Origin of the sequence: Metaplanococcus flavidus (assembly GCF_042675885.1) — a bacterium.
Classification (GTDB): Bacteria; Bacillota; Bacilli; order Bacillales_A; family Planococcaceae; genus Planococcus; species Planococcus flavidus.
The window spans coordinates 155,955-181,671 of record NZ_JBHTKI010000014.1; the positions used below are offsets into that span (position 1 = coordinate 155,955).

General features: G+C 41.0%; 21 protein-coding genes and 1 pseudogene. 19 read left to right on the top strand and 3 right to left on the bottom strand.

Translation table 11 applies throughout. The features are described 5' to 3' along the window. Positions 1-1,539 carry a YifB family Mg chelatase-like AAA ATPase gene (locus tag ACFQ1X_RS10710; RefSeq protein WP_379082518.1) on the bottom strand — a complete coding sequence of 513 codons (1,539 nt, stop codon included), beginning with the start codon at positions 1,537-1,539 and terminating at the stop codon, positions 1-3. 283 nt (positions 1,540-1,822) lie between these two features. Between ACFQ1X_RS10710 and ACFQ1X_RS10715 the strand changes: the two genes are divergently transcribed. From ACFQ1X_RS10715 to ACFQ1X_RS10745, 7 genes and pseudogenes are all read left to right on the top strand, one after another. Further along, a complete protein-coding gene (locus ACFQ1X_RS10715) occupies positions 1,823-2,209 on the top strand; it encodes a hypothetical protein (RefSeq protein ID WP_144840821.1) in 387 nt (128 codons plus the stop codon). Positions 2,210-2,428: 219 nt separating this feature from the next. Continuing rightward, the gene (locus ACFQ1X_RS10720) at positions 2,429-2,719 is read left to right on the top strand and encodes a type II toxin-antitoxin system RelB/DinJ family antitoxin (protein WP_379082496.1); all 291 of its coding nucleotides are present in this window, start codon (positions 2,429-2,431) and stop codon (positions 2,717-2,719) included. 80 nt (positions 2,720-2,799) lie between these two features. Then, a pseudogene (locus ACFQ1X_RS10725) lies at positions 2,800-3,012 on the top strand (type II toxin-antitoxin system mRNA interferase toxin, RelE/StbE family); the annotation flags it as partial. Positions 3,013-3,488: 476 nt separating this feature from the next. Then, positions 3,489-4,370: a glycerophosphodiester phosphodiesterase gene (locus tag ACFQ1X_RS10730; RefSeq protein ID WP_379082499.1), complete on the top strand. Its 882-nt coding sequence runs from the start codon at positions 3,489-3,491 to the stop codon at positions 4,368-4,370. A gap of 150 nt (positions 4,371-4,520) precedes the next feature. After that, on the top strand, positions 4,521-4,652 hold the full coding sequence (locus ACFQ1X_RS10735; protein ID WP_144840817.1) for a helix-turn-helix domain-containing protein: 132 nt from the start codon (positions 4,521-4,523) through the stop codon (positions 4,650-4,652). A 567-nt stretch (positions 4,653-5,219) separates the two neighbouring features. Beyond that, positions 5,220-6,197 (top strand): GNAT family N-acetyltransferase, encoded by a 978-nt coding sequence (locus tag ACFQ1X_RS10740; RefSeq protein WP_144840816.1) that lies wholly within the window; start codon positions 5,220-5,222, stop codon positions 6,195-6,197. A gap of 313 nt (positions 6,198-6,510) precedes the next feature. Next, positions 6,511-7,497: a GNAT family N-acetyltransferase gene (locus tag ACFQ1X_RS10745; protein WP_379082521.1), complete on the top strand. Its 987-nt coding sequence runs from the start codon at positions 6,511-6,513 to the stop codon at positions 7,495-7,497. 111 nt (positions 7,498-7,608) lie between these two features. Here the strand turns inward: ACFQ1X_RS10745 and ACFQ1X_RS10750 are convergent, their stop codons facing one another. Next, positions 7,609-9,156 carry an FAD-dependent oxidoreductase gene (locus ACFQ1X_RS10750; protein ID WP_144840814.1) on the bottom strand — a complete coding sequence of 516 codons (1,548 nt, stop codon included), beginning with the start codon at positions 9,154-9,156 and terminating at the stop codon, positions 7,609-7,611. Between the two features lie 502 nt (positions 9,157-9,658). Between ACFQ1X_RS10750 and ACFQ1X_RS10755 the strand changes: the two genes are divergently transcribed. Then, a complete protein-coding gene (locus tag ACFQ1X_RS10755) occupies positions 9,659-11,656 on the top strand; it encodes an acyltransferase family protein (protein ID WP_144840813.1) in 1,998 nt (665 codons plus the stop codon). A 113-nt stretch (positions 11,657-11,769) separates the two neighbouring features. On the opposite strand, the gene ACFQ1X_RS10760 is transcribed toward ACFQ1X_RS10755, so the two are convergent. Then, positions 11,770-11,952: a hypothetical protein gene (locus ACFQ1X_RS10760; RefSeq protein ID WP_144840812.1), complete on the bottom strand. Its 183-nt coding sequence runs from the start codon at positions 11,950-11,952 to the stop codon at positions 11,770-11,772. 200 nt (positions 11,953-12,152) lie between these two features. Here ACFQ1X_RS10760 and ACFQ1X_RS10765 point away from each other — a divergent pair, with 200 nt between their 5' ends. The 11 genes from ACFQ1X_RS10765 (at position 12,153) to ACFQ1X_RS10815 (ending at position 25,303) form a co-directional block, all read left to right on the top strand. Then, on the top strand, positions 12,153-13,952 hold the full coding sequence (locus tag ACFQ1X_RS10765; RefSeq protein WP_144840811.1) for a M3 family oligoendopeptidase: 1,800 nt from the start codon (positions 12,153-12,155) through the stop codon (positions 13,950-13,952). Positions 13,953-14,474: 522 nt separating this feature from the next. Next, complete coding sequence (locus tag ACFQ1X_RS10770; protein WP_379082505.1) at positions 14,475-15,542, top strand: alpha/beta hydrolase; 1,068 nt, start codon at positions 14,475-14,477, stop codon at positions 15,540-15,542. An 889-nt stretch (positions 15,543-16,431) separates the two neighbouring features. Further along, positions 16,432-17,613 carry a glycosyltransferase gene (locus ACFQ1X_RS10775; RefSeq protein ID WP_379082524.1) on the top strand — a complete coding sequence of 394 codons (1,182 nt, stop codon included), beginning with the start codon at positions 16,432-16,434 and terminating at the stop codon, positions 17,611-17,613. 39 nt (positions 17,614-17,652) lie between these two features. Further along, entirely contained in the window at positions 17,653-18,666 is a 1,014-nt protein-coding gene (locus ACFQ1X_RS10780) for a glycosyltransferase family 2 protein (protein ID WP_144840808.1), read from the top strand. Between the two features lie 186 nt (positions 18,667-18,852). Next, a complete protein-coding gene (locus ACFQ1X_RS10785) occupies positions 18,853-20,385 on the top strand; it encodes a lipopolysaccharide biosynthesis protein (RefSeq protein WP_144840807.1) in 1,533 nt (510 codons plus the stop codon). 11 nt (positions 20,386-20,396) lie between these two features. Beyond that, the gene (locus ACFQ1X_RS10790; protein WP_144840806.1) at positions 20,397-21,467 is read left to right on the top strand and encodes a glycosyltransferase family 2 protein; all 1,071 of its coding nucleotides are present in this window, start codon (positions 20,397-20,399) and stop codon (positions 21,465-21,467) included. A 13-nt stretch (positions 21,468-21,480) separates the two neighbouring features. After that, positions 21,481-22,476 carry a glycosyltransferase family 2 protein gene (locus ACFQ1X_RS10795; RefSeq protein WP_379082527.1) on the top strand — a complete coding sequence of 332 codons (996 nt, stop codon included), beginning with the start codon at positions 21,481-21,483 and terminating at the stop codon, positions 22,474-22,476. A 378-nt stretch (positions 22,477-22,854) separates the two neighbouring features. Then, positions 22,855-23,883: an EpsG family protein gene (locus tag ACFQ1X_RS10800; protein WP_379082530.1), complete on the top strand. Its 1,029-nt coding sequence runs from the start codon at positions 22,855-22,857 to the stop codon at positions 23,881-23,883. A gap of 73 nt (positions 23,884-23,956) precedes the next feature. Then, on the top strand, positions 23,957-24,199 hold the full coding sequence (locus ACFQ1X_RS10805) for an S-layer homology domain-containing protein (RefSeq protein ID WP_144840803.1): 243 nt from the start codon (positions 23,957-23,959) through the stop codon (positions 24,197-24,199). 217 nt (positions 24,200-24,416) lie between these two features. Then, positions 24,417-24,851, top strand: a complete 435-nt coding sequence (locus ACFQ1X_RS10810; protein WP_144840802.1) for an Hsp20/alpha crystallin family protein — start codon at positions 24,417-24,419, stop codon at positions 24,849-24,851. Positions 24,852-25,087: 236 nt separating this feature from the next. After that, a complete protein-coding gene (locus ACFQ1X_RS10815; RefSeq protein ID WP_144840801.1) occupies positions 25,088-25,303 on the top strand; it encodes a YgaP family membrane protein in 216 nt (71 codons plus the stop codon). Positions 25,304-25,717: the final 414 nt, after the last annotated feature.

Genomic DNA, 25,717 nt, shown 5'->3' on the forward strand with positions numbered 1-25,717 from the left:
TCACCGCATCAAGGAACTGTGGGCACGCGAAGCGGAAATTTTCCACTCCAGCGCTTCCTCCACTGCCGCATCCGACACGCCATCCTCATCCAGAACATCCGCAATCGTCCTTGCCAGCCGCAGGATTTTCATTGTCGAGCGGCTGCTCAGATTTTCCTCGAAACTGGTGGTGGCTACACGTTCGGCCTGCGCCGAACTGAACGTGACTTTCTCTTCGAACAGCTTGACCGGCACAATGGCATTCGTATAATTCGCGCCGTAACGTAAACGTTGCCGTTCGCGTGCTATCGCAACCGTCTCCCGCAATACCTCTGAAGTGGCCGACGACAACTGTTCAAGTACGCTCTGGCTCCGCAACGCCAGCACAAAATCAATCCGGTCGATGATAGGACCGGTGATTTTCTGCATGTATTTCAACCGGACTTTATCGCTGCAGACGCAGTATTTCTCGCGCGATCCGTAATAGCCGCAAGGGCACGGATTGGTCGCGGCGATCAAATTGATGCTCGCCGGAAACTGGTCGGATCCTTCGACCCGGTTGACCACCGCAAAGCCCGATTCGAGCGGCTGCCGCAATGTATCGATGACGCGCCTCGGAAAATGTCCCAGCTCATCCAGGAACAGGACACCCCGGTGTGCCAGTGACAATTCACCCGGTTTTGGAAAGCGGCCGCCGCCGATAATCGCACCTTCCGACGAAGAATGGTGCGGTGCCCTAAACGGAGGACGCTCCGACAGACTGCGCGCCTGCTTCGCCAGCTGGTAGATGCTGTAGACTTCAAGAATTTCATCATGTGCAAGATCCGGCAGAATCGTGTGGAACGCATTCGCCAGCAGACTCTTGCCACAACCCGGAGGCCCGCTCATCAGCACATGATGGCCGCCCGCTGCCGCCAGAACAAGGGCGCGTTTGGCATCCGCGTGCCCACGGATTGCCGAAAAACAGATGTGGGGGATTTTCTCGGTTTCTTCATAAACGGGTTCAGGTGCCAAAAGGGTGATTTCATCATCAAACAGGGAAGGCTGACCCCTGAGGTGGGCCAGCATTGAGGTCACGTCCGGCATACGGATCAACTCGATATCCGCTGCTTTCGCAAAAAGGGAGATTTCAATGGGTGGAATGTAAATCCGTTTAAAGTCTAGTTGAATTGCCTGATGGATCGTCGGAATCATGTTATGGAAAGTCGTCAGGTGGCCGTCCAGGGTCAGGGCTGCAATAAAACACGTCTTCTCCGGAATCTTGACGGGGTATTTCTCCATCGCCTGCAGCACCGCCAAAAGCATCGCGGCGTCATACGAAGTACCTTGTTTCCGGACATCTGCCGGCGACAAGTGAATCGTAATCTTCTTCATATCAATATCTTTGCCAAGCGCGTGCAGACAATTGAGTATCCGCTCCCGCGACTCCTTGATCGACACATCCGGCAAGCCGATGATGACGCACGACTCCTTATCCTCCCGCACCGTCGCCTCGACCTGAATAATCTGCCCGGCAAGCCCGGACATGCCGACACTGTAAATGTAATTGCTTATGAGAATCCCTCTTTTCTAATGAGTAGTGGGTTGCCTTCTTATTATAATAGAAGGAAGTTGTGTTGTCTAAATAATCTGTTAAATTAAAACTTGCAATTCATTAAATAGCAGCAAAAAAAAGTTTCAGTTCTTTTTGGAGCAAAGTCTGCTATGATAAATTCAGAATCTTATGCAGATACCAACGATTGCCTCTAAACTGTTATGTCCTTCCCTTTTGGGAGAAGATGTACCGGCTTAGAGGCAGTCGTTTTTTATTGCATCAATTTGAAAAAAGAAGGGAGAAATGAGGATGGGGTTGGACATGTTTTTGTATAGTTACGAGGATAGCGAAAAGAGGGATTACAAAGACCGGGTGCATTGGATCGAGTGGAGAAAAGCGAATGCCATACACTGGTGGTTCGTCTCGAGAATTCAGGGAGGCCTCGATGAGGGGGACGAGTATCCCGTGCCGCGTGAAAAGTTAGTGGAACTGCTGGAGTTGTGCGTTGCAGCCCATAACGCCGATTGGGTGGAATCTTCGAAACTCATGCCGACGATGCCAGGGCCGTTTTTCGGTTCGACCGCATATGACGATCATTATTACTGGGAGCTCGGCAATACGATTTCCAAATTGGAATGGTTGCTAAGTTCACCCAAATCTAAGAGGGTCCATTTCTATTATCATGCTTGGTGGTGAGGGGTTAGAGAACTGAAGGATAGAGTGATGCTGGAATGCTTGCAGGCGACGGCAAATCCTTTACATTAACTAAACGCCCCTGTGTCAGCCGGAAAAATTTGATATGTCCTTTAATTTGAAAACCATTTTTCTAAATAGCCTATCGAAGTAGTGCTGGTGTATTGTTATTATCACTACAATCTATTATAATTTAGTTAATAGAAGGAGGAGGCAATTGACTTGTTGACCAAATCAAAAAAAGCAACTATCCAAGTGCGTATTGATGAAGATGTTAAAAGTCAGGCGGTTGAAGTTTTAAATGATTTGGGAATGGATGCGAGCACAGCAATCAATGTATTTCTGCGACAGGTAATTGCAGAAAACGGCTTGCCTTTCCAACCTGCAAAACCCCGTCTTAATGATGTGACTTTGAAGGCTATAAAAGAAGCGGATGAAGTTGTAGAGAGTGGAGAATTAGATCGTAAAAAGTCAGTGGATGATCTCTTCAGCGAAGTTTTTGAGGAAGTTTAGGAATGTTAGCGGTAGAAAGGACGACTCAGTTCAAGAAAGATCTGAAACGTCTAATGAAACGCAACTAAGACCTCGAAGAATTAAAAGCAGCAATGAAGTTGATCGAAGAAGAGGAAGAGCTGCCGGAAGAAATCTGCCGAGCTCATAAACTGGGGCCTACGAAGGACTACTATGACTGTTGGGAATGCCATATCGGCGGCCGAAACAGTGATTGGCTTTTAGTATACAAATTTTATCCCAGTGAAGAGTTGGTCGTGTTCATTCGAACAGGAACACATGCTGATATATTCTAATCGTATTATTTTTAAGTTGCATGCGTGCAAAAAACTTAATTCATACCATATGCAAAATGGTATCCAGGAGAAGCTGCCTCAGAAACCGCAAAGGTTTTCTGAGACAGCTTCTTTTTAGTGTGGTGCCCAAAGTGAAAGGACCCTGTGTCAAATACAATTCATTACAATTGAAGGCAAGAGAGGCTGATTTCAGAAACTCCGAAGGTTTATGGATTGCATTGATCGATAATGATTTCTGATTCCATAAAAATTTGATACAATTTACATAAATCATTGCAACATTACTCTCCACCTCCGACTTATTGATTCAACACCACTTACCGCAAAGGGATTTTGGAAAACTGGCAAGCCTTTTTTGTACCTTCGCACAGGTCAGCGTTGTCTGCTTTTTCACTTCATTACTCTGTACTTTTACTTTTCTTTAAGATTCATTTCTTGATGCTTTTCAAGGTTCATTTCCATAATGCGGAATGAAGGTGATAACGTTGAAAAAATTGCTGATTGTGCTGGTGGTCATGATAATCGGTGCGGCTGTTTATATTTTAGGTGATGATAGTAAAAGGGATCAGCATTCTTCTTTACTGGACGAAGATGCCTTTGTTTTGATTGCTCATCGGGGGGCAAGCGCAATTGCACCTGAGCATACTTTGGCATCTTATGGGATGGCGATGAATAGGGATGCAGATTTTATTGAAATTGATTTACAGATGACAAAAGATGGCGTTCTGGTTGCCTTCCATGATGATAGGGTTGATCGCACGACCGATGGCAGTGGAAAAGTAGCGGAAATGGATTTGGCGGATCTTAAAGGACTGGATGCGGGTTCCTGGTTCAATGCCGAAAATCCGGACAGAGCGCAAGATGAGTACGTAGGCATTGGAGTTCCGACCCTTGAGGAAATCTTTACGGCTTTCGGTGACACAACCAATTATTACATTGAAACCAAGCAGCCGGATAAAAACGATGGAATGGAAGAGAACCTGCTGGAATTGCTCGATCAATATGGATTGTTGGAAGAGTCTCACCCGAAAGGTAAAGTAATTATCCAGTCGTTTAGCGCAGACAGTTTAAAAACGATTCATGAATTGGACGACGATATACCACTCATACAATTGATAGGCAACATGGAGCAGGAAATCCCTTCCCCTGAAACTTTTGAGTTATATAGGGAATATGCCGTCGGTATTGGAGTTAGTTCCAGGATTGCGGACGAGGCATATGTTGCTGCTGCAAGAGAAGCCGGCTTATTGGTCCACCTCTTTGTTGTCGACGAACTGGCAGAAGGGGAGAAGCTGAAATCCTGGGGAGCAAACGGTATCTTTACGAATGATATTGAAGCTGTCAGCAGTTTAAAATGAGGAATTCTGTGATTAAAAATCGCGCCCATGTATCAAAGACGATTCAATCTATTCACGACAATTGCATGCAAAAGAAGCTGTCTTTAGAAACCCCAAGGTGGTGCACCCCAAAAGTTAGAGTTCAAATCTAACTTTTGGGGTGTTTTTTATATGGCGAAATACAGCGAAGGATTTAAATTGAGGATTGTGAAAGAGTATTTGGGTGGCGCTTTAGGTTATAAGTTGTTGGCTGAAAAATATGGCATTTCGAGTAAATCGCAGATTGAGCGCTGGGTCCATTAAAAACGCGCCCCTGTGTCAAAGACTATTCAGCTTATTCACGACCATTCCACCGATTGCTTCTTGCGCCCACTCTGTTTGCTGGCAGAGTCCTCGGCCAGCCTCCGATAGTAGTTGGAGCGCTGGCGGCACATCTGATGCGGAAAAAAGAAAGCCTGTAACAAAATTATCTAAAAAATATGAATTATTAATAAATTTATGGACTAAGAGGGTCCAATAGCCTATAATGATATGAAATGCTCACTTTGAATTCACTAGTTAAGAAATTTAGGCGTGCATAAAGAATCAGGGTTATTCATTAAGAAACTTCACGAGAAGGAGACACTGAATTTAAAGAAAGATATTTCAGCATTTTTTTGTCGTTTCCATAGGTATTTCAGTGAAGGTGTTATAATTACAGCCCCCTATTTCAAACTCTGCTCAATTACTTATGAAACTACTTTCATCACAAACGTTTTAAGAAGTGAAAGACTATTAATGCAGAAGACTGGATACCTTGTTTCTTAAAAATTACCCCAAGCTCTTGTGAAAACCAACTGATCAATTCATTGAATGAAAAGAGGTTAAAAAATGTTGGATTTGTATTTTGAAGAAAAATATGGCTTATTATACGAAAAGATTGAAGAAGGCAAATGTGAAATATTTGAATATCACAGTGATTTGGGGATAGTAAGACACTTATTCATAAAGAAACCGGCATCTGTGAATTTTAAAGGTGAAGTCTATTATGAACTGGTAACTCCATATGGGTATGGCGGTCCTGTGATTTTGAAATGTGACAATAAAAATAAAAAGGAATTGGTTAATGAGTTTGAAGAAGCTTTTATGGGTTATTGCAGGAAAAATCATATTGTAAGTGAATTCGTAAGGTTTCATCCGGTGTTACTGAATGCTCAGGATTTCAGCGGATGCTACGACTTAACTCTAAGAAGGAAAACCACCGGGACGAATCTAAGGGATTTTGAAGATCCAATAAAAAATGAGTTTTCAAAATCAAAGCAAAAAAGTATCCGGAAGTCGCTGGAGGCGGGTGTGGTCTATAGAGTAACGGTAAACCCCGATAACTTGGAAAACTTCCAGAAAATTTATCATTCTACGATGAATCGTAAGCATGCAGATCAAGTCTACTTTTTTGACTCGGAATATTTCAAAAAATTACTGCATTATCTAGGGGAGCACGTGCTATTAGTAGAGGTGGAATATGAAGGAAAAGTAATCGGAATGGGATTAAACTTCATTTATGGAAAGATGATTCATATTCATTTATCAGGTACTGATGAAAATTTCCACCACTTAGCGCCAAGTGTAATGCTGCGTTATGCGTTAGTGGAATGGGGGAAAGGCCGCGGGATTGATCTGATACATGAGGGCGGAGGGAAAAGTAGCAGCATGGACGATCCTTTATATGTTTTCAAAAAACAATTCGGTAAAAATACTGATTTCGACTATTTCGTCGGTTATAGAATATGGGATGAAAAACAGTATAAGCTGTTGTATCATTCCGACCATGCTGAAATTGAAAAGTTGAATTCCCCCGCCTATCGTTAATCAATTTAAACATCATACTGGTTTTATCAATAATTATATAAATTGAACTAATGATTTTTAATAACCGATATTCCGCAAAACAGCTTCGCTTGCCTGGGGGCTTGCACTGAGCTAACTCGGGCTCGTTGCACTTCGCCCGAGTGGATCTCAGCACTTCGCTTGGTCCCCTGGGCGTCTTCGCTGTTTTGCTCCATATCTCTGGAGATATCTCTTAGCATAGAGAATCGGTAAATAAAACTCTATTTCTTTAGTTCAACTTATATAGGTACTGGAATAAGAAGCTTTTAAACTTTAAAGAGGGGGAATCATTTTGGTGACTATATTTCCAGACATTTATTTCTTGCCTGAATGGGGAAAGTTTTTCGAGTCGAAAGAAGAAGAAGGCAAGTCGACTATCTTTGAATTGAAAAATGATGTAGGACACATTTTTTATCAATTTATCTTGAGGGAAATTCCAATCAGCTATGGGAAGACGACGTATTATGACATCATTACTCCATATGGTTTCAGCGGACCAGTTATCATTGACTGTCCAGCTGATCGCAAAGAGGAATTAATAAAATTATTCGATGAAGAGTTTCAATTATATTGCGAAAAAAATCATATAGTAACAGAATATGTCCGATTTAATCCCTGGATCCAAAATTTGAATGACTTTAAGGACTTGTATCAAATGAGGGACAATGGGCATACCTTTTATATCGACTTAACTGTACCTGATTTTTTTATGGATGAATTTTCAGCTAAAGCCAGAACGCAGACGCGGAAAGCAAAGAAAAAAAATGTAGAAATTGAATTTGATTACAGCGGATCCACTACGAAGGAATTTCACCGCTTATATCATTTAATGGCCAAGAAAAATAATTTGGATAATGAGTATTATTTATTCTCAGAAGAGTTTTTACGAAATTCCTTTGGAGCTTTCAAAGGCAAACAATTTTTTATAAATGCGATTTTTGAAGGGAAATATATATCGTCTTCCCTGGTGATTCATCATGGAGATTATATCCACTATCATTTGACTGGCAATGATCCGGAATACTATCACTTGGCAGCAAATAGTTTGATACTCTATGAATTGTGCCGTTGGGGAATGGAAAATGGCAAGAAAGAAGTACATTTGGGAGGCGGAAACAGCGTAGTCATCAGATTTAAAAAGGGCTTCACAAAAACTCAACCCTTGAAGCTATTGATGGGAAAGAAAGTTAGAAATCAAAAGATTTACGAGGAACTGGTAGCTATCAGAGAAAATGCAGGTGAATCTCTGGACAGGGAGTTCTTTCCCATGTATAGAGGGTGAACTGCTGTTACCACCATTCGTATTCGACTCCCTGTGAACAAAATGAAATTCCGGACAACCAAAAAGTATGACGGCAATTGTTTAGCCGTCATACTTTTGGGTTGTTTCAGTTTAAGATTCATTTTCGTTATCCATCAGTTTTTTTAACGGCTTTGTGGCAGGCCCTTCCACTACCTCTCCACCATAGGAAAAGCGGGATCCGTGGCACGGGCAATCCCATGTGCGTTCTGCGTTATTCCAATGAGTCTCACATCCCATATGTGTACAAGCCGTATCGACAACATGGAGATTGCCTTGCTGATCGCGATATGCACCAGCGCGCTGTCCATCATACTTTATGACTTTCCCTTCATCTGTTTGTAAGTCGCCGACCTGGCCCTCCGGAGTTTCCGCTTTGCCTTCTGCTAACATTTTCCCAACGTGGAAACTCTCTTCCGTAAGCTTTTTTATATCCGGCTCCTTCATCGGCCGTAAAGGAGAAAACATTTCCTCGTAATTTGAAGCTGTTCCACTGATTAAGTCTGTCAGCAACTGGCCAGCTAAAACACCGGAACTCATGCCCCATTTCCGGTAACCGGTTGCGACAAATACGTTTTCTGTTTCCGTTGAATACTTGCCGATATAGGGAATGTGATCGAGGGTATCCGGATCTTGAGCCGACCAGCGATATGGAACTTGTTCGACTCCAAAAACCTGGTCCACGAACTGATATAACTGGTTATAGTTTTCTTCAGTATTTTGTTTATGCCCCACGGGATGGCCATAGCCACCTGCCAGAACCAGTTTCTTCCCATCTGCCTGGATGGAACGGAGGGAACGGGCAGGTTGGCCGGCGTTCACGTACATGCCACCCGGGTAGTCCTTACCTGTTTCTGCCGCGATGCTGTATGATCGACTCGGACTCAAGCGTGCATAGTAATAACCTTCTTTATCGTAAAAAGGATAATGTGAGCAGACGACCAAGTGATTTCCTTCCACTCTTCGCTCTTCATTTGTTACGGCAACCGGCCGCTTACTCGACTCGATATCGCTTATCCTCGTATTCTCAAAAATCATGCCGCCTTTTGCAGTGATTTCATCAATCAGCGGTTTGAGAAACTTGACGGGATTGAATTGCGCCTGCTGATTCATGACGACTGCCCCCAAATTAGGGATATCAAGCGGGATGTCTTCTGTAAATCCACCGTCAATGCCGAGTTCCCGATAAGCATCCGCTTCTTTTTTAACTTTGTTTTTCTGTTCTTCATCTTCTGCAAAAACATATGCCGGCTCTTCAGAAAAGTCGCAGTCTATCCCTTTTTCGCTGATAAGCTTTTTGACATATTCGATAGCCGCAGCATTCGCTTCATAATAAAATTTAGCGGTGTCTTTACCTTCACCGCTGATCAGTTGGTCGTAAATCAGACCATGCTGGGCAGTTAACTTTGCCGTTGTATAACCCGTGGTGCCATTCAGCAGCCTTCCAGCTTCAACTAAAGCGATGCGATAGCCTTTCTTAGTTAACAGATAAGCAGTCATAATTCCGGAAATTCCTCCACCGATGATGACGACATCCGCTTCATGATTCTCCTGTAATGAAGGAAAAGCCGGCAGTTCCGTGGAATCGAGCCAGTAAGATTCCGAAACATTGGGCATGTTTGCAGCCTGATAGTTACTCATCAAAAACCCTCCTCGAATACGATTTTTTCCAAGTCTTCGTGTTGCCAGCTCTTATCTGCTTATCTTATATAGATTTGCGCACACCGATCATCAAAGCTGTGCAAAGCAGAGAGACTGACTAATGGTTACTGTGCTTTTTCCCTGCTCCCGATTACTCTAAACAGTATTTGCAAAACTCCACAAAATCTGCACCATCATTCACTAAAATCGCGACCCCAGTAATTTCGCGCCACTGTGTCTGACACAACTCGGTTTATTCACGACAAGTGAATTCAAAAGAAGCTGCATCCAGAAACCTCAACGATTTTAGGATGCAGCTTCTTTATATTTATTAAACTCATGTGACAGGGAAAAGGGAAGTTCTAGCCGATTCTGAACTTCAAACTTTCAAGCAAAACTTCAGGGGTAAAATAGATATACTTTACAGAAAACATCCTAACGAGCTATAAATATGATAATGTTATAAATATGTGTTGAATACTATCAAGGAGTTGTGAAGGTTATGGAATCGAAAAGACGTATTCGTCCTGAATTGGAAGGGTTACGCACAATCGCTGCGTTATTAGTGGCGATTTATCATATATGGTTTAATCGTGTTTCAGGTGGCGTAGATGTGTTCTTTGTGGTATCTGGCTTTTTGATCACTACCTCTTTGCTTTCGATGTATCGAAAAAACGGAGAAATATTGTACTTTTCATATATTGTTAAATTACTGAAGCGCCTTTTGCCGACTGCCTGGCTGATCGGGATTACTACTTTCGTTGCCAGCCTGTACATTCTGCCAGCATCTCTGAAGAATCAAAACCTTACAGAGTTTTTAGCATCTGTATTTTATTTTCAGAATTGGCGTCTGGCTGTGGATTCTGTAGATTATTTGGCGCAGAACAATACAGCTTCGCCGTTTCAGCATTTTTGGGCACTAAGCATCCAATTCCAGTTTTATCTGATCTGGTTGCTGTTATTCTTTGTGGCTATATCATTACTGCGATTAGTTTCAGGCAATCATATGAAGCGGATGCTGATCATCCTGATTTCGGTCATCGCGGCAGTGTCTTTTGCTTACTCAATATATCTGACCAGCGTTAATCAACCTTTCGCTTACTATCACACGTTTACGCGTGTATGGGAATTCGGAGTCGGGGGGATTTTGGCATTGACGATCCATAAATTGGTCATTTCTCCTCGTCTTGCCTGGCTGTTCGGTTGGACAGGTTTAATCGGATTGGTCAGCTGTGCCATCATCCTGCAAGTTTCTGCGCTGTTTCCGGGATATGCAGCACTATGGCCTGTTCTATCAGCTGTTCTTATTATTGTTGCCGGGAATTACTCCACAAACTTCAGCGCTTTCCGCTTGCTTAGCTGGAAGCCGCTAGTATCATTTGGCAGCATTTCTTATGCATTCTATTTGTGGCATTGGCCGCTTTTGATTTTCTATTACGCATTGTTTGATGCAGAAACGGTTTCTCTTTTCCATGGTTTACTGATTATTTTATTGGCATCGATTTTTGCTTATATAACAATCCATGGCTTCGAATCGCCAATTCGAAAAGTACAATTATCCGTCTGGAAAACAGCAGGCATTATCGGTGTTCTTTCAGGCGCAATCTGGTTTTCAGCTATTGCCTATCAAGAAAGCATAGACATTAACAACGTAAACACGGAGCTGCTGAATGAAGATTTTGAGACACATCCGGGCGCAGCCGGTTATTTGGAAGATGGAGTTTTAACCCCGGTGAACGAATTTGATGAACCGTTCCTTCCAAGTTTGGAGGTTGCGGTGCAGGACCTGTCGGAAATTTATAAAGATAAATGTATATTGACGGCAGACCGTACCGACGTTATGACCTGTGAATATGGCGTATTGGAGAATTATGAGCATACCATTGCCCTGGTTGGAGGATCTCATTCAGCCCACTGGCAACCGATGCTTGTTGAACTGGCGGAAGCCCATAATATCAGGATTGTTACCTACCTGAAATCCAATTGCCGATTCACAGAAAACAATATTATTAATCTTCCCTATTGTCCTGAGTGGTACTCAAATACAAAGGAAGCACTTGTTAAGGATAAGCCCGATCTTATTTTCACGGTAGGAGACATAGGGGATACATTGATTGATTTTGATGATCAGGCTGAAGGATTCATTGAAGCATGGGAGTATTTTGATGAGCAGGAGATACCATTATTTTTAGTTCGGGATACTCCGTGGTACAAAGAAGTCACTTCAACTTGTCTGAGCAATAATATTGATCAACCGGAAATGTGTAAAGCGGAGCAAGAAATTATTATTCAAGACTCAAATCTGATGGCATATGAAGAGTATATACCAGAAAGTGCCACTACAATTGACTTGACCGAGCATTTTTGCGACGGAGAGTATTGCCATTATGTAGTCGGCAATATCATCACTCATTTTGACAATAACCATTTAACTGCAACATTTTCCCGAAGCTTGGCCCCTGTATTTGAAGAGCCTATTCTCGAAGCTTTGGAAAAATAAAGAAAATCACGCCCCTGTGTCAAAGACGGTTTAATCTATTCACAACAATTGCATGCAAAAAACATCCGCTCCCCAGCATAAAGCTTTCTCGGGAGCGGATGTTTTTTTATCTTCTATTTGATGTCTTCATCTTCGCCTTCACTTTTCCGGCGTTCCGGGTCTTTGGCTTCTTCATCTTTCGGTTTGTAGTCTTCTTTGTAAAAAGCCTGTTTGGCACCTGAGGCAATTTGCTGAGCTGCGTTGACATCCATTTCGTCTCCGGTCAAATCTTCATCCAGCTTCTTCTTGTCGCTCATTCCGGCAGCTCCTTTCGCTTGAATAGTTTAGTATATTATTTCCCATTTAGAGCATTAAATAAACAGCCGAGAGCTTCGGCGCACAAATTCGCCTCACAGGAAAGAAGTGAGAATCCTATTTCTTGAATTGTTAAAATTTTTAAACTAAACTTTAACAGTGACACTAAACATATTCGAACCATCAGAGGAGAGATTTGTAAATGAACCATTACGAGATGACGTGGGATTTGGATGCCATTTTTAAAGGTGGCAGCAAGTCAGCAGAGCTGCAAACGTACATAAAAGAATTTGAAAAAAACTTGAACGTATTGGGGGAGCGGGTGGACGGTTTCCGTATTCCAACCAAGCCGGAAGAAGCGGATGGGCTCGCTTCAGTCCTGGAGATTTTGGAGACGTGCATGAAACAATTGCGGGAAATCGGGGCTTTTGCAAGCTGCCTGACCGCGCAGGATACGACGGACAATGAAGCCAAAATCCTGACTGGCAAACAAAGCGAATTGGGTGCTGCCTTCGCGTCGGTTGGAGTGAAACTGGATCAGAAATTCCTTCAAATCGAAGATGGGGTCTGGGAAGGGCTATTGGAACAGCCAGGTATAGAGAGGGTCGCGTTCGTGCTGGATGAGCGGCGTTCCAAAGCCAAGGAAAAGCTGCCTTTGGAGCAGGAAATCCTGATCAATGATTTATCGGTAAACGGTTATTCTTCCTGGGGCCAGATCTATAACAGCCTGGTCGGACGGATGAGCATCGAACATACCGAAGACGGGGAGACAAAGAAATTGTCGATGGGCCAGGCTGCGAATCGCTTGAGCACGCCTGACCGCGAAGTCAGAAAAGAAGTGTTTGCGAAGATCAGCAGCGCCTGGCAGGAGGAATCGGGTCTGTTCGGCGAAACCCTGAACAATCTGGCTGGCTTCCGCCTGCAGACATACAAGCACCGAGGCTGGGACAATCCGTTGAAAGAGCCGCTTGAAATCAACCGCATGAGTGAAAAAACGCTGGATGCCATGTGGGGAGCGATCACGGAACAAAAAGCGCCTTTCGTTTCTTATTTGCAGCGGAAAGCGGAACTGCTTGGCGTTGAAAAACTGGAATGGCATGATTTGGCTGCGCCGATTGCAAAATCTGCCGGGAAGGTAAGCTACGATGAAGCTGCAGATTTTATTCTTGAGAACTTCCGCCAATTCAGTCCGCAAATGGCCGATTTTTCGGAGCAGGCTTTTGACAAGCGCTGGATCGAAGCGGAAGACCGTGCCGGCAAACGCTCCGGCGGATTCTGCACGAGTTTTCCGGACAGTGAACAGACCCGCATTTTCATGACGTTTTCGGGTTCAGCTACGAATATCTCCACGCTTGCACATGAACTGGGCCATGCCTATCACCAGCATGTCATGAATGACACGGAAGCATTGAATCAGCGATATGCCATGAATGTGGCCGAAACCGCCTCCACATTCGCCGAAATGATCGTGTCGGATGCAGCGGTCAAGAACGCAGACAATAAAGAAGAAAAAATTGCCTTACTGGAAGACAAGATCAAGAGAAGCATCGCGTTCTTCATGAATATCCATTCACGCTTCCTGTTCGAAACCCGTTTTTACGAAGAGCGCAAAAACGGAGCGGTTTCCGTCGATCGGCTGAACGAGCTGGCAGTGGAAGCACAACGGGAAGCATACGGGGCAGAGCTGGCAAGCTATAATCCGACTTTCTGGGCCTCGACTTTGCATTTCCATATTACAGGCGTTCCGTTCTACAACTTCCCTTATACATTCGGCTATCTGTTCAGCCAGGGAGTCTATGCCAAAGCACTGGAAACCGAAGGCGGTTTTGAAGAATCCTATAATGCCTTGCTGCGGGATACGGGCCGCATGACCGTGGAGCAATTAGCGGAAAAGCATTTGGGTGTGGATATCGAACAGCCTAATTTCTGGGAAGATGCCATTGCCGTTTGTGTCAAAGATGTAGAAGAATTCTTAGAATTGACGAAAGTGACTGTGGCTTAAAACCGCGCCACTGTGTCCCACACATTTCGATTTATTCAACATACTTGCATGAAGAATCCGGAACATCCAGCAATGGACCGGCTTCTTCATGCATTTTCATGTTTTGGCGTAAACAGTCATAAATGGGCGGGACACAGCGGGAGAAATGGGGACTGCTGGAAGTTCTGCAATTCCCGTCAATGAAAAAATGCACGCAACATAGGAAGAAACTCAAGGGATTCTGGAAACTATTCTCAGAAGAAAAGGGATTTTGAGATAACATTTTATTTTTTTAAATAAATATGGGAAACTTAGGGTATAGAATTATTAAACCGTTATTTCTTTATGAAGATGAGAGACGATGCACTTTGATGGAACAGTGGGTTCCTTTAAAGAAAATTTGAATCTAATAGAAAGAGATTTTTTCTGACTGTGTTTCCCCCAGTACATCCTGGTCATAAGGGAACAGCTATTTCAGGAATTATACAGCTGGATTAACTTACGTTTTGTGCCCGGCTGTATTGCCAAGGAGGAATGTGCGTTATGAACCATACTCAAGAAGAACTCACCGCAAGATTAAGTGAAAATGTAACCTATTCAAAAAAAGGAAACTTGAACATCATTAATAAAGAAATCCCTTTTGAAGAAGGGGCTCACGGGTTAGACCCGAGAGTGAGAAGCTTTCTTGCAAACGAGACCGATCCGAATGCAAGACGTCCGCTCGCAATCGATGACCTGGAGATGACCCGAAATAGAGTGGAAGTGAACAACAAAGATTTAAGCAAAGGAATTCGTTCGGAAACAACGAAATTTTCTTACGCAGAACAAGAAGTGACTTTAGGAATTTATAATCGGACAGATGAAAAGAAGCCGGTTCTTATTTATCTGCATGGTGGAGGTTTTTTTGAGCGGGATGTGGACGTCATGGAAAATATATGCAAGCTCTTGGCGCAAGAGGCCAGTGCGGTCGTAGTGGGCGTAGATTATCGTCTTGCCCCGGAACACCCCTATCAGGAAGGATTGGACGACTGCCTGGAAGCCGTGCGATATATTTACGAAAACGCCGGGGAGTTTAATGTGGACGCTGAAAAAATCGGCCTGGTGGGTGACAGCGTTGGAGGGAATATCGCCCTTGGTGTGCATCATTTAAGCAAAGAGGAAAAATGGAAGATCAGCTATATAGGGCTGCTGTGTCCACTGGTGGATTTATCGGACGTTTCAAGGAATACATGGGACATCAACCACTACGACATGACGAAGGATTACGATTTAATTTACCAGGAACTTGTGACAATGAAAGACTCTCTCACTTTTATCCAGTCATTGTATCTGACTAATTTAGAAGATGTGCTGCTGCCGCTCGTTTCCCCTATACTGCGCAAAGTTAAAATGACCCTGCCTCCAGTCACGCTCGTGACGGCAGAGTTCGATTATCTGCGAATTCAGGGTGAAGAGTTCTCTGCGCAGCTGGTAACCGAAGGGGTACCGGTACGGCATTTTGAATACAAAGGAATGGATCATGCATTTGTCAGAAAGCTCGGCTACTATCCCCAAGCTGCTGATGCAATAAAAGAAATCTCGAGCGATTTTTTACAGGAGCTGCAAAAGTAAGTGCTTCTTTCGCGCCCCTGTGTCAAAGACGAGTCAGTGTATTCGCGATAACTGCATGCACGAGAAGCTGCCTCCAGAAATCCCGACGGTTTTTGGAGGCAGCTTCTTTATATTTATCCAGAAATGTAAGGAGTCATAATTGTTTCCGACAAAGTGGTTAAGCCCTTTTTTGAAAAAAACAACTAGGAAATAAGCGGTAACAACATGCAAAAAGAGTCGTATCCTGAAACCATGATGGTATTGGATGCGGCTTTTGTATATAAGTAAAAATTTCGGGCAGGAAGTAGGACATAAATAATTAAAATTTCTGAATATTTAGTGATAAGGGTATATTTTTCATATAAAATCATATATTATTGGGTACAATAGCTAATTGTTTTTGTAATCCTTTTACATAAATCTGCGCGTAGAGGAGATAGTATTGGGATTCAACACTACAAAAAGCACGAGGTATAGCCTTTGTTACAATCATCAACTCCTTTCCGTTTTTAGGCAGCATTATTGCTATACGTATGGCATATTGGGATTTTTGACGGGATATCTAACAGGCTATAAGGAATTTCACAAATTTATAAGCTTTTTTATGGATACAAATTTAAGTAATTAGCCAAAGCGCTTGATACTAGTTTTCCGTTCACTGCCCTAGATTTTTACAATAAAGAGTATTTACATTTACGGTTCTCCCCCTTTTCTTCAGAAGTTATAGATGAGATGAAGAATGATGGTTAAATAATGAAAACAGACAACCCATTACCTTGATAGATGATTAATATTGCCGAAACTTGCTCGCTTGTGGTTTGAGATGAAAATTTGCTGGAAACTATAATGCCGGTTTTTATGAAAACAGGACATATTAATTTCTACGAGGAGGAAGAGGCAGTTGAAGAATGTGTTGTTAGTAAGTGAATCTTATAACGGTGGAGTAAAAACATATATCGATACGATCATGTTTCATCAGGAAAAAGAGTCAGATATCACCATTCAAGCTCTTGTCAGTTCGAAGAGGTTGAAAGGAGGAGGCGGGGAAATCGAAGGAGATTACTTAATTGAAGATAATTTGTCATTCGGTATGTCCCCTCATAAACTGGTTATGGCCTTACATTCTCTTCATCGAATGGTAATGGACAAGAAAATTGATGTGGTCCATGCCAATAGCACATTTGCAGGAGTTTTGATGTGTGTATATGCTTTTTGGAACCGAAAAGTATTTTATATTTATACTCCGCATGGCTATTATTCACTAAAAAAAATGGGGATGACAAAGAAGGCTGCAGTCAGGTTTGTCGAGAAACGGATTAACAATTCTGCGGATCTGGTTATCCATGTATCACCGAGTGAAGAACGGGAAGCCATTATTAATGGGCTCACTGTAGCTGAAAAATGCATTGTGGTTTTAAATGGATCAAAAGATCCGGAAGCAAATTCAATTCGCAATTTAAATGATGTGTTCACGATTGTGAATTTGGCACGAGTTGACGATCAAAAAAAGCCATTTGAATTTATTGAGATCGCTCGGAAGCTTTTGGAACAAAACTTGAATGTGCAATTTATATGGGCAGGAAATGGAAAATACCTTGAGAAAGCTCGAGAAAAGGTGGAATTTTATGGGTTGTCAGAACAGGTGAAATTCATCGGATTTTCAAATGAAAAGGATAAAATTCTGCAAGAGTCAGATTTGTTCCTTTCAACATCGGAATACGAGGGCTTACCCTATGCTGTTATAGAAGCAATGTCATACAAATTGCCGCTTCTTTTAACGGACATCATCGGGCATTCGGATTTAATTGAAGGAGATAAAAATGGACTTTTATTCAAAAATAATGAAGATCCTGCTATTTATGAGTTTGTGAAAAGCCTGATTCACGATCTGGAAAAACGGAATTCCTTATGCAATCATTCATACCGCATTTTTAATGAACGTTTAAATGTTACACAAATGCTGAAAAAGTTGGTTGGGATTTATCAAAACTTGAATGTGTGCGCTAATAATGAAATTCCAGGAAAGACTGCTGTAAAGGCTGTTAGAGAGGAGGAAAGTTTGGCGAATAGGGATCTTCATTCAGACTTGTAAAGCGACAACTTTAAACGAAACCCGCTGGAGGTGTAAAATTTGCTTAAAACTAATGGATTAAGTCTGATCATTCCCATTTACAATGTGGCAGATTATATCGAAGAATGTTTACAGTCGGTTTATGAAAGTATGGGAAATCTACCGAATATTCAAGTGATCCTTGTTGACGATGGATCTCAGGATGAGTCTGGGATGATTGCGAAGAAGTTTGCAGACGCCAATTCAAAATTTCTTTACTTGGCAAAAGAGAATGGAGGGTTATCGGATGCAAGAAATTATGGACTTGAGCATGTGCGATACGATTATGTAGCATTTCTGGACAGTGACGATTCGATTCAGTTACCTTTTTTTCAAAAAATATTTATAGAGCTCGAAAGGCGGCCGGATATGGTCATCTTTGACTGGCTGGATGTGGAAGAAGGGAAATTGCCACAAGCAGTGAGTGGCATAGACTTTCAGGAAGTTCTTTGGACCGTTCAACCCAGTGCATGGAATAAGGTTTACAAGACCAGTTTATTTGAAGAAATAAAATTTCCAGTAGGCAGGGTTTATGAAGATGTAGGAACGATTTACAAACTATTGTATTACACCAACGATTATGCTTATATCAACGAACCGCTCTACAACTACAGAAAAAATAGAAAGGGTAGCATTCTTACTTTTGTTTCATTAAGTATCAATGATATTTATAGCGCCCTGGAAGATACATACCAGTTTTATTCAGCAAAAGATGCTTTGACGGATGAAAATCGAAAGGGTTTATGTTACCAATATGTCAAATTGCTTTGGTGGTCGAATATGTATAGGCAGCTGCAGTTTTTTAAATATAATTTTTTTGGTTTTTACTTGAAGATGAAAGAAACACGGCAGCTGATTTACAATCGATTCCCGGAATGGAAGCAGAATGAATACTTGAATAGGAATACCACTTTCTTTAAGAGCCGGTTGGGAGATGGTTATGTTAATAAACTTGATCGCATCGGAAAAACACTCCTGTCAACCAGCCATACGATTCTTTTTCTTGTATCGAAAAACCAAAAAAGAATTAGCTGAACGAAATGAGTCAAACAGCGAGTGCATTTAAAAAAATGGAATATTACTTTTTGAAAAGATATTTTGCTTTATGTCTTATAGGATATTGAAATACGAAATTTCTAAGTTATTATAAAATAATTTTCGAAAAAAAGATAATTAATAAGCAATAATAAAAATAGAGAAAAAGAGGGCAGGAAGAGGTAAATGCGAACAAAAAAAGCAGAATTAAACTTCATCATGAATTTGGCTATGATTTCCATTGGACTCTTGCCCTTATTTTTTTTGAGGAAGGTTTTTCTTGATGCTTTAGGTAGTGAATACCTGGGACTGGTCGCTTTGTTTACAAGCCTTATAGGTTTCTTATCGCTTGCTGAACTGGGTATATCCACGGCTATTGTTTATGCTCTTTACAAACCTTATGCAGAAAATGATACTGAAAAAATTATGGGATATGTGCAATTCTACACAAAGTTCTATCGGACAATCGGACTTATTATTTTTATAACAGGTTTGGCGCTAATGCCTTTCCTTCCTTTGTTTATAAAAGGCGATCTTGATATAAATGATGTGCGAATATACTTTTTGCTAACTCTGGCAAGTACCGTTATTACTTATTTCTTTTCTGCCAGATTCAGCCTGCTGATTGCAGCGCAGGAGGGATATCGCATCACTGTTGCTCAAACAGCTTCTATTGTACTTATAGCCTTTTTGCAAATGGCGGCATTATACCTTTACGAGAGTTTTTTTCTTTACCTGATTATTCAACTGGTGATAAATCTTTTTTACTTATTAATTCTTAATGCATATATTAAAAAGCGATTCAAATGGAGTTCGGGCAAATCAGGAACTATAAAAATAGAGGAAAAGAGGGATCTAAAGAAGAATATCAAGGCATTGTTCATTCATAAGATAGGGGAATTCGCTGTTTTTGGGACGGACAATCTGCTGATATCCTATTACATCAATATTGCAACAGTTGGTATATACAATAGCTATTATATGGTTATATCCGTCGCAACAAAGATGGTTCAAACAGCTTTTAACGGCATCACAGCAAGCATAGGAAATCTCCTTGTCGAAGCTGACAAAGAAAAAGTGTATGCCATTCATAAGAAACTGTTTTTTTTTAACTTTTGGATTGCTTCATTCATAGCTATATCAATGTTTAATACAATCCAGCAATTTGTGCTGCTGTGGCTTGGCGATAGCCAGTTTCTGGACATGTTTACCATCAGCATCATTTTGCTTAATCTCTACATAACATTGTTGAGGGCATCTGTCGAAAAATTTAAAGACGCCGGCGGACTATATCGCCAGGATCAATACTCGGCGATTCTGGAAGCAGTCGTTAACCTGGGCTTTTCCATATGGCTGGTTCAATATTTCGGACTTGCAGGTATTTTTCTTGGAACTTTGATCAGTAATATTACTGTAGTTTTCTGGATTAAGCCTAAAATTGTTTATAAGTATATTTTTCAAGAAAAACTCCGCAAATATTTCATCATGTATTTTAAATACTTCAGTTTAGCATTGATAGCGTTGGCATTAACATCTTTAGCGACCATGAATTTGCGAACTATTGTCACAATACCTGCATTTTTGTTAAATTGTTTCTTAAATATTGGGATCATCAATATTTTTTACATTATTATCTTCCGCAAGAAAGATGAGTTTCTCTTTTTTAAAACACTGATTGTAAAAAAATTCTCAAGAGGGCTTGCGGGGAAAACCGATTAGGGGGTACAGGGATGGATGCTAAGATTTCAGTTATTTTGCCTATATATAATGTGGAGGAATATTTGCCGAAATGCATCAATTCGGTCAGGAACCAGACGTACGAAAATTTGGAAATCATATTGGTCAATGATGGATCCACGGATCGCTGCGGTTTAATATGTGAGCTACATGCCGCTTTGGACACACGCATAAAAGTCATTCATAAAGATAACGGCGGATTATCCGATGCCCGAAACGCAGGGATGGAGGCCGCTACTGGTGATTTTGTTGCATTTGTCGACAGTGATGACTGGATTGATGAGGATATGTATGAGGTCTTGTATCGTTTGTCCTCCCAATACGATGCCGATATCGCCATGTGCAGAGTCAGGGAGTTTTCCGACCTGGGAATTTTAGATGAATCCACAGATGACATTGTGGTTTGTGGGGGGGAGGAAGCCCTAATGTTGATGGTTACCAGGGATAACAATTATAAATTAGAACACGGGATAGTTAATAAGCTTATTAAAAAAGAACTGCTCCAGAATTTCAAATTTCCTGTAGGGAAATTGACTGAAGATCTCTACTTCACTCCTCCGCTCATTTATGCCAGTAAAAAGTGCGTCTATATAGATACGGGGAAATATAATTACTTAACCGACAGACAAGGCAGCATCATGAATTCCAAAGTGTCGGAAAAGATGATTGCGAACGAATTGGAGGGCTATCAAGAATTGGAACGCTTTCTTTCAAGTAAAGGGATTCAAAGTTGCATAGCCAAAGTCCGCGAAGTTTTCCTGAAAAGATTGCTCCATTTCCATTACGAAGTGAAAATCAGTTCGCTGGAAAACAAAAAGGATCTTCTTATTGATCTGGAAAAAACTTTCTACACAAATTTCATTAAACCTGACAAAAATTTGATGAATCCCAAAAGACAATTGCAAATTAGAATATTCGATTTATCACCTGGCGTATACCATCGGGTAAAAATGAATGTGAAGAAGATAAAAGATTTCAAGGACAAAATTATGCCGAACAAGGCTTTGACATTAAATCCTGTGACTCAACTGTCCAAAAAAGAGGATAGGGGAGATTCCTATTAAGCCAAAAGTATCCATAATTGTGCCGGTATATAACGTGGAGAATTATATTCGCCGTTGTATTGAAAGTCTGGTTAAACAAAAGGAATTCAATAGCTTTGAAGTGCTTATCATTAACGATGGAACAAAAGATGGCAGCATTGAAAGAATTCGGGATATCGTCTTGAAACACCCGAACATTCACCTAATCAATCAGGAAAACCGTGGGTTAAGCGAAGCGCGTAATACTGGGATTCGATTGGCAAAAGGGGAATTCATCAGTTTCATAGATAGTGACGACTGGGTCGAATCGAACATGATATCCACGATGTACCATGCAGCAATCGAGACAAAAAGCGAAATTGCCGTCTGCAATATCCGGGTAGTCTATGAAAAAAACGAAAAACTTATAAAGGGGATAGAACACGGCTTCGAAGGGGGCAGTACCATCACTTCAAAACAGGCACTGGATTATTTTTTTGAACATAAAAAAATAAATGGCCAGGTCTGCAATAAAATCTATAGAACAGAATTGTTCACCAATCATCAAATATTATTTCCGAAAGGCAAGGCTTATGAAGACTTGTCTGCATGCTTTGCTCTTATTTGGCATTCCACAAATGTGGTTTTTCTTGAAGATCACTTCTACAATTATCTTCAACGCAAAGGAAGCATTACTAAAAAAGCCGACCTCGATTTTTGGCATAAAGTTGAAAACGTATATTTAGTCGAGGATTTTCTCATCCAAAAAGACATGCACAAACGCTATTCAGAAAAGTTTGTGACGCTCTTAATCACAACTCTTTTTAGTGTTTATCTTCATCTGGAAAAATATAAAAGTGATAAAAACTATGATGTTCTCAAACAAAAACTGAATGGTGAATTAATGAACTTGAATATTAAGAAAACCATCTTTTCCAGCAAAATTCCTCCGATAACCAAGGTGAAATTTTTAATTATGAATTTAAGAATGGACCTCATTATTAATTTGATGTTAAAAATGAAAGCCCTCAAAGATAACACCACAGTATAAATAAATATAGAGATCTAGTTGTTGCATATACAGTCTAAACTCTATATTTTGACAACCAATTAAAGAGCGCGTAAAGGGACGAACCACTGCACAAACAGAAATACTTCCTATTGATGATTCTATATGTAATGGAAAATTGAGCTCTAATGAGCAAACACGGAAGAGAGAGTCTTAGAATAGTTGAACAACTGTGTGAAAGAAGGAATGATTTTTAATTTAAACAATTTGGACAGCAATAGTTGCGATCTATTTAAAATGTAAGTATTGACGGTCTCAACGAAAAAGGGGGGTACTATGTATATTTACTTAATGATAGGAAGTTTAGTATATATATTTTTTTTGTTCAACTTGCCCCTTCTTCAAAACGCTAATAGCAGAATGACATATCTTAAGGCCCTTGGGTTTGTATTCCTAATTCCTTTCATCGTTTTCCTGTTTTACATAACGGTTTTTAGATCATTGCATATTGGGACGGATTATTCGATGTATTATGGCTTTTACCTTCGGGGAGACTATGCAAGATTCTTCGATTATTTCATTATACTTATCTTTGACTTTGCGAGGAGCCAAGGAAATTTTTTGATATTCACTTTTATCGTTACTGGTTTATTTTTGATTTTTAACCTATGGGCTATCCGAAGAATCAGTTATAATTTTTTTGTCAGTTTCACTATATTCATTTTATCTTTTTACTTCTTTTTTATTTATAACGGTATGCGGCAGGCAGTAGCCATATCTCTCATCTTTATGGCAATTTACTATATCCAAAAAAAAGAGTTGAAAGTAAGGGACATGCTGAGGTATTTCTTTTTCATGATTTTAGCGAGTCTATTTCATTTCAGTGCCATATACTTGTTGCCCCTCTTTGTTCTAAGGTTTTTGAGGATCAATAGACTAATGGTAATAATTTCTTTTTTCCTCACTGCATTGAGTTATTTTACGCCTTTTACTAAAGATATCTATACCAGTCTATTGATGAACTTCGACTTTTATGTTGAAAAATATGAAGGACAGCCGAATGCATTTTTCAGCGTTAATAAGGAGAAGACCTGGGTGGAATTCATGCCCATCTTCATACAATTTATATTTTTGTATTACAGTCTAACCTTAGCTAAAATCAAAACTGTATCCAATCATTTTATTATTAATTATTATTTGGCATTCTTAATTTTATATAGCGGTTCCGGTATTGAAGCGATAGATAGATTGCAGTTCTATTTTTATCCTTCAATTATATTATTTTATGACTACCTGATTTATGCTGTTAATGCAAAAAAGAAGAACAAAATAAGTAAAGATCATCTTGCGTTGGGAAACTTGATCATTTTATCCAGTGTGTCGTTTTGGTTTTTGTACTTCATTGTAAGGGTGTTGCAAGGCACACAAGGAATTAACCCAAACATATAATTTTCCCGCACATTGCGATTGCGCCCCTACTATATTAAAAAGATAGCCGGTAACCCGCGCTCAAGCTTCGAAGATGTTAGTGGAGGCATTCAAGCTGAAAGGTACTGGTTCAGGGATTAAAGCTTTTACGGATGTGCCGTCTAACGAATATTTCTATCCCTATGTAGATGCGCTTGTACATAATGGCATTACCGATGGCACCACTAAGACGACATACAGTCCTTATCAAAACGTCAGCAGAGTTCAAATGGCGGTGTTCATCTCCCGCAGTCTGGAGGCGGAAAACGTCATAAAGGGGGATGCAGGGGCGAAATGAAACTGCTGGGCAAGAAAAAAATCCATTCCTTTTCCAATGAACAGATTGACAAATAATCTTAATGGGTTATAATTTCATTATTGATTGAATATTCAGTAATTTGAAACTATTTAAATGAATAGGTCCCTTTTATAGGAAAGGCGGCGAAGATTATTGGTTGGTCTGCCAGCTGCAGGCCGAGTTCATCAAAATAAATCCAAGAAAGAGGAGTGGAAGCATGCGAAAATTATTTCCGAGTAAACGCGATGATTTTTTCCCGAGCCTGTTTGAAAGTGGATTCGAAACCGATCTGTTCGACCGTTTCTTCAAGGAATCCCATTATCCGAAAGTCGACATTAAAGAAGTGGACAATGGCTATGAGATGAAGATGGATGTGCCAGGTTTTTCTAAGGACGATGTCAAAGTCGAATACCGGGATGGCTATCTGGAAGTGGAAGGGACGCGTGAGGAAAACAAGGAAACGAAGGAAGAGGATGGCCATTATATCCGCAAAGAGCGGTCTTATGGCTCCTTTAAGCGAAGCTTCTATGTCGGGGACATTGACGAAAATCAAATTTCCGGCTCCTTCAAAGACGGAATGCTCCAATTGCAGGTGCCGAAAGCACCTGAACAAGTTGAGAAAAAAGAATCCACGCAGATTAAAATTGAGTAATTTTCGACCAGCATTCGAATCATTTTCCATCACACAATTCCCAATATAGAAGAAGAGTGCATGAAAAATCCGGGAAGTCCAGCGATGGGAGGATTCTTTATGCTTTTTCTTCATTAAACTGTATACTAAATCGTAAAGGTTATTACCCTGGACGAAAGGCGAGGTCTGTGGCTGTCGTTTACAGGGACTGGAAAAGGGAATATCCATATAAATGACAATTTCCAAGGAGGAATTCGATGAAGCAAAATATTGGCACGTATAATTCAATGTTACGCATTACGGCTGGCTTGACGCTGCTTGCTTATTCCACCGCTAAAATGGCGCGCGAAGGGACATCCTGGACGCAACTTGGTCTGGCGGCGGCAGGCGCGCTAAAAGTCGGAGAAGGCATTACCTATTATTGTCCGGTTGCCGATGCATTACATTTGGAAGGAGCTAAGTTTCTGAAGTAAACAGCGAAATCGCAAACCTGCGTCAACCCCATTCCAGGGTGGCGCTGCAATTGAATGCAAAAAAGCCGTGTCCAGAAAGCCAAAGGGTTTTCGGACACGGTTTTAGTATGGATACACGAGAAACATATATAGAAGAAAATTTTGTTGTCTGGATAAACTGGAATCAATCGATGGACTTTTGTATTGTTGGATTGGAGTTGGCAGTATTTGCGTATACATCACACTGTAACTCAAGCGCAACTCCGGCTTTGAAATTAATTATGCACCGAACAGGAATTCGGTTAAATAATATATTCTGAATTTTTAATTATTTACTCAACTTTCGCAGAGTGAAATTGGCAAATAAGCCTTGATGTAACTGGGCAGACCGCCAATCCAAAGCTGTAGTTGACTTTCAATTAGTTTTTTCATTTT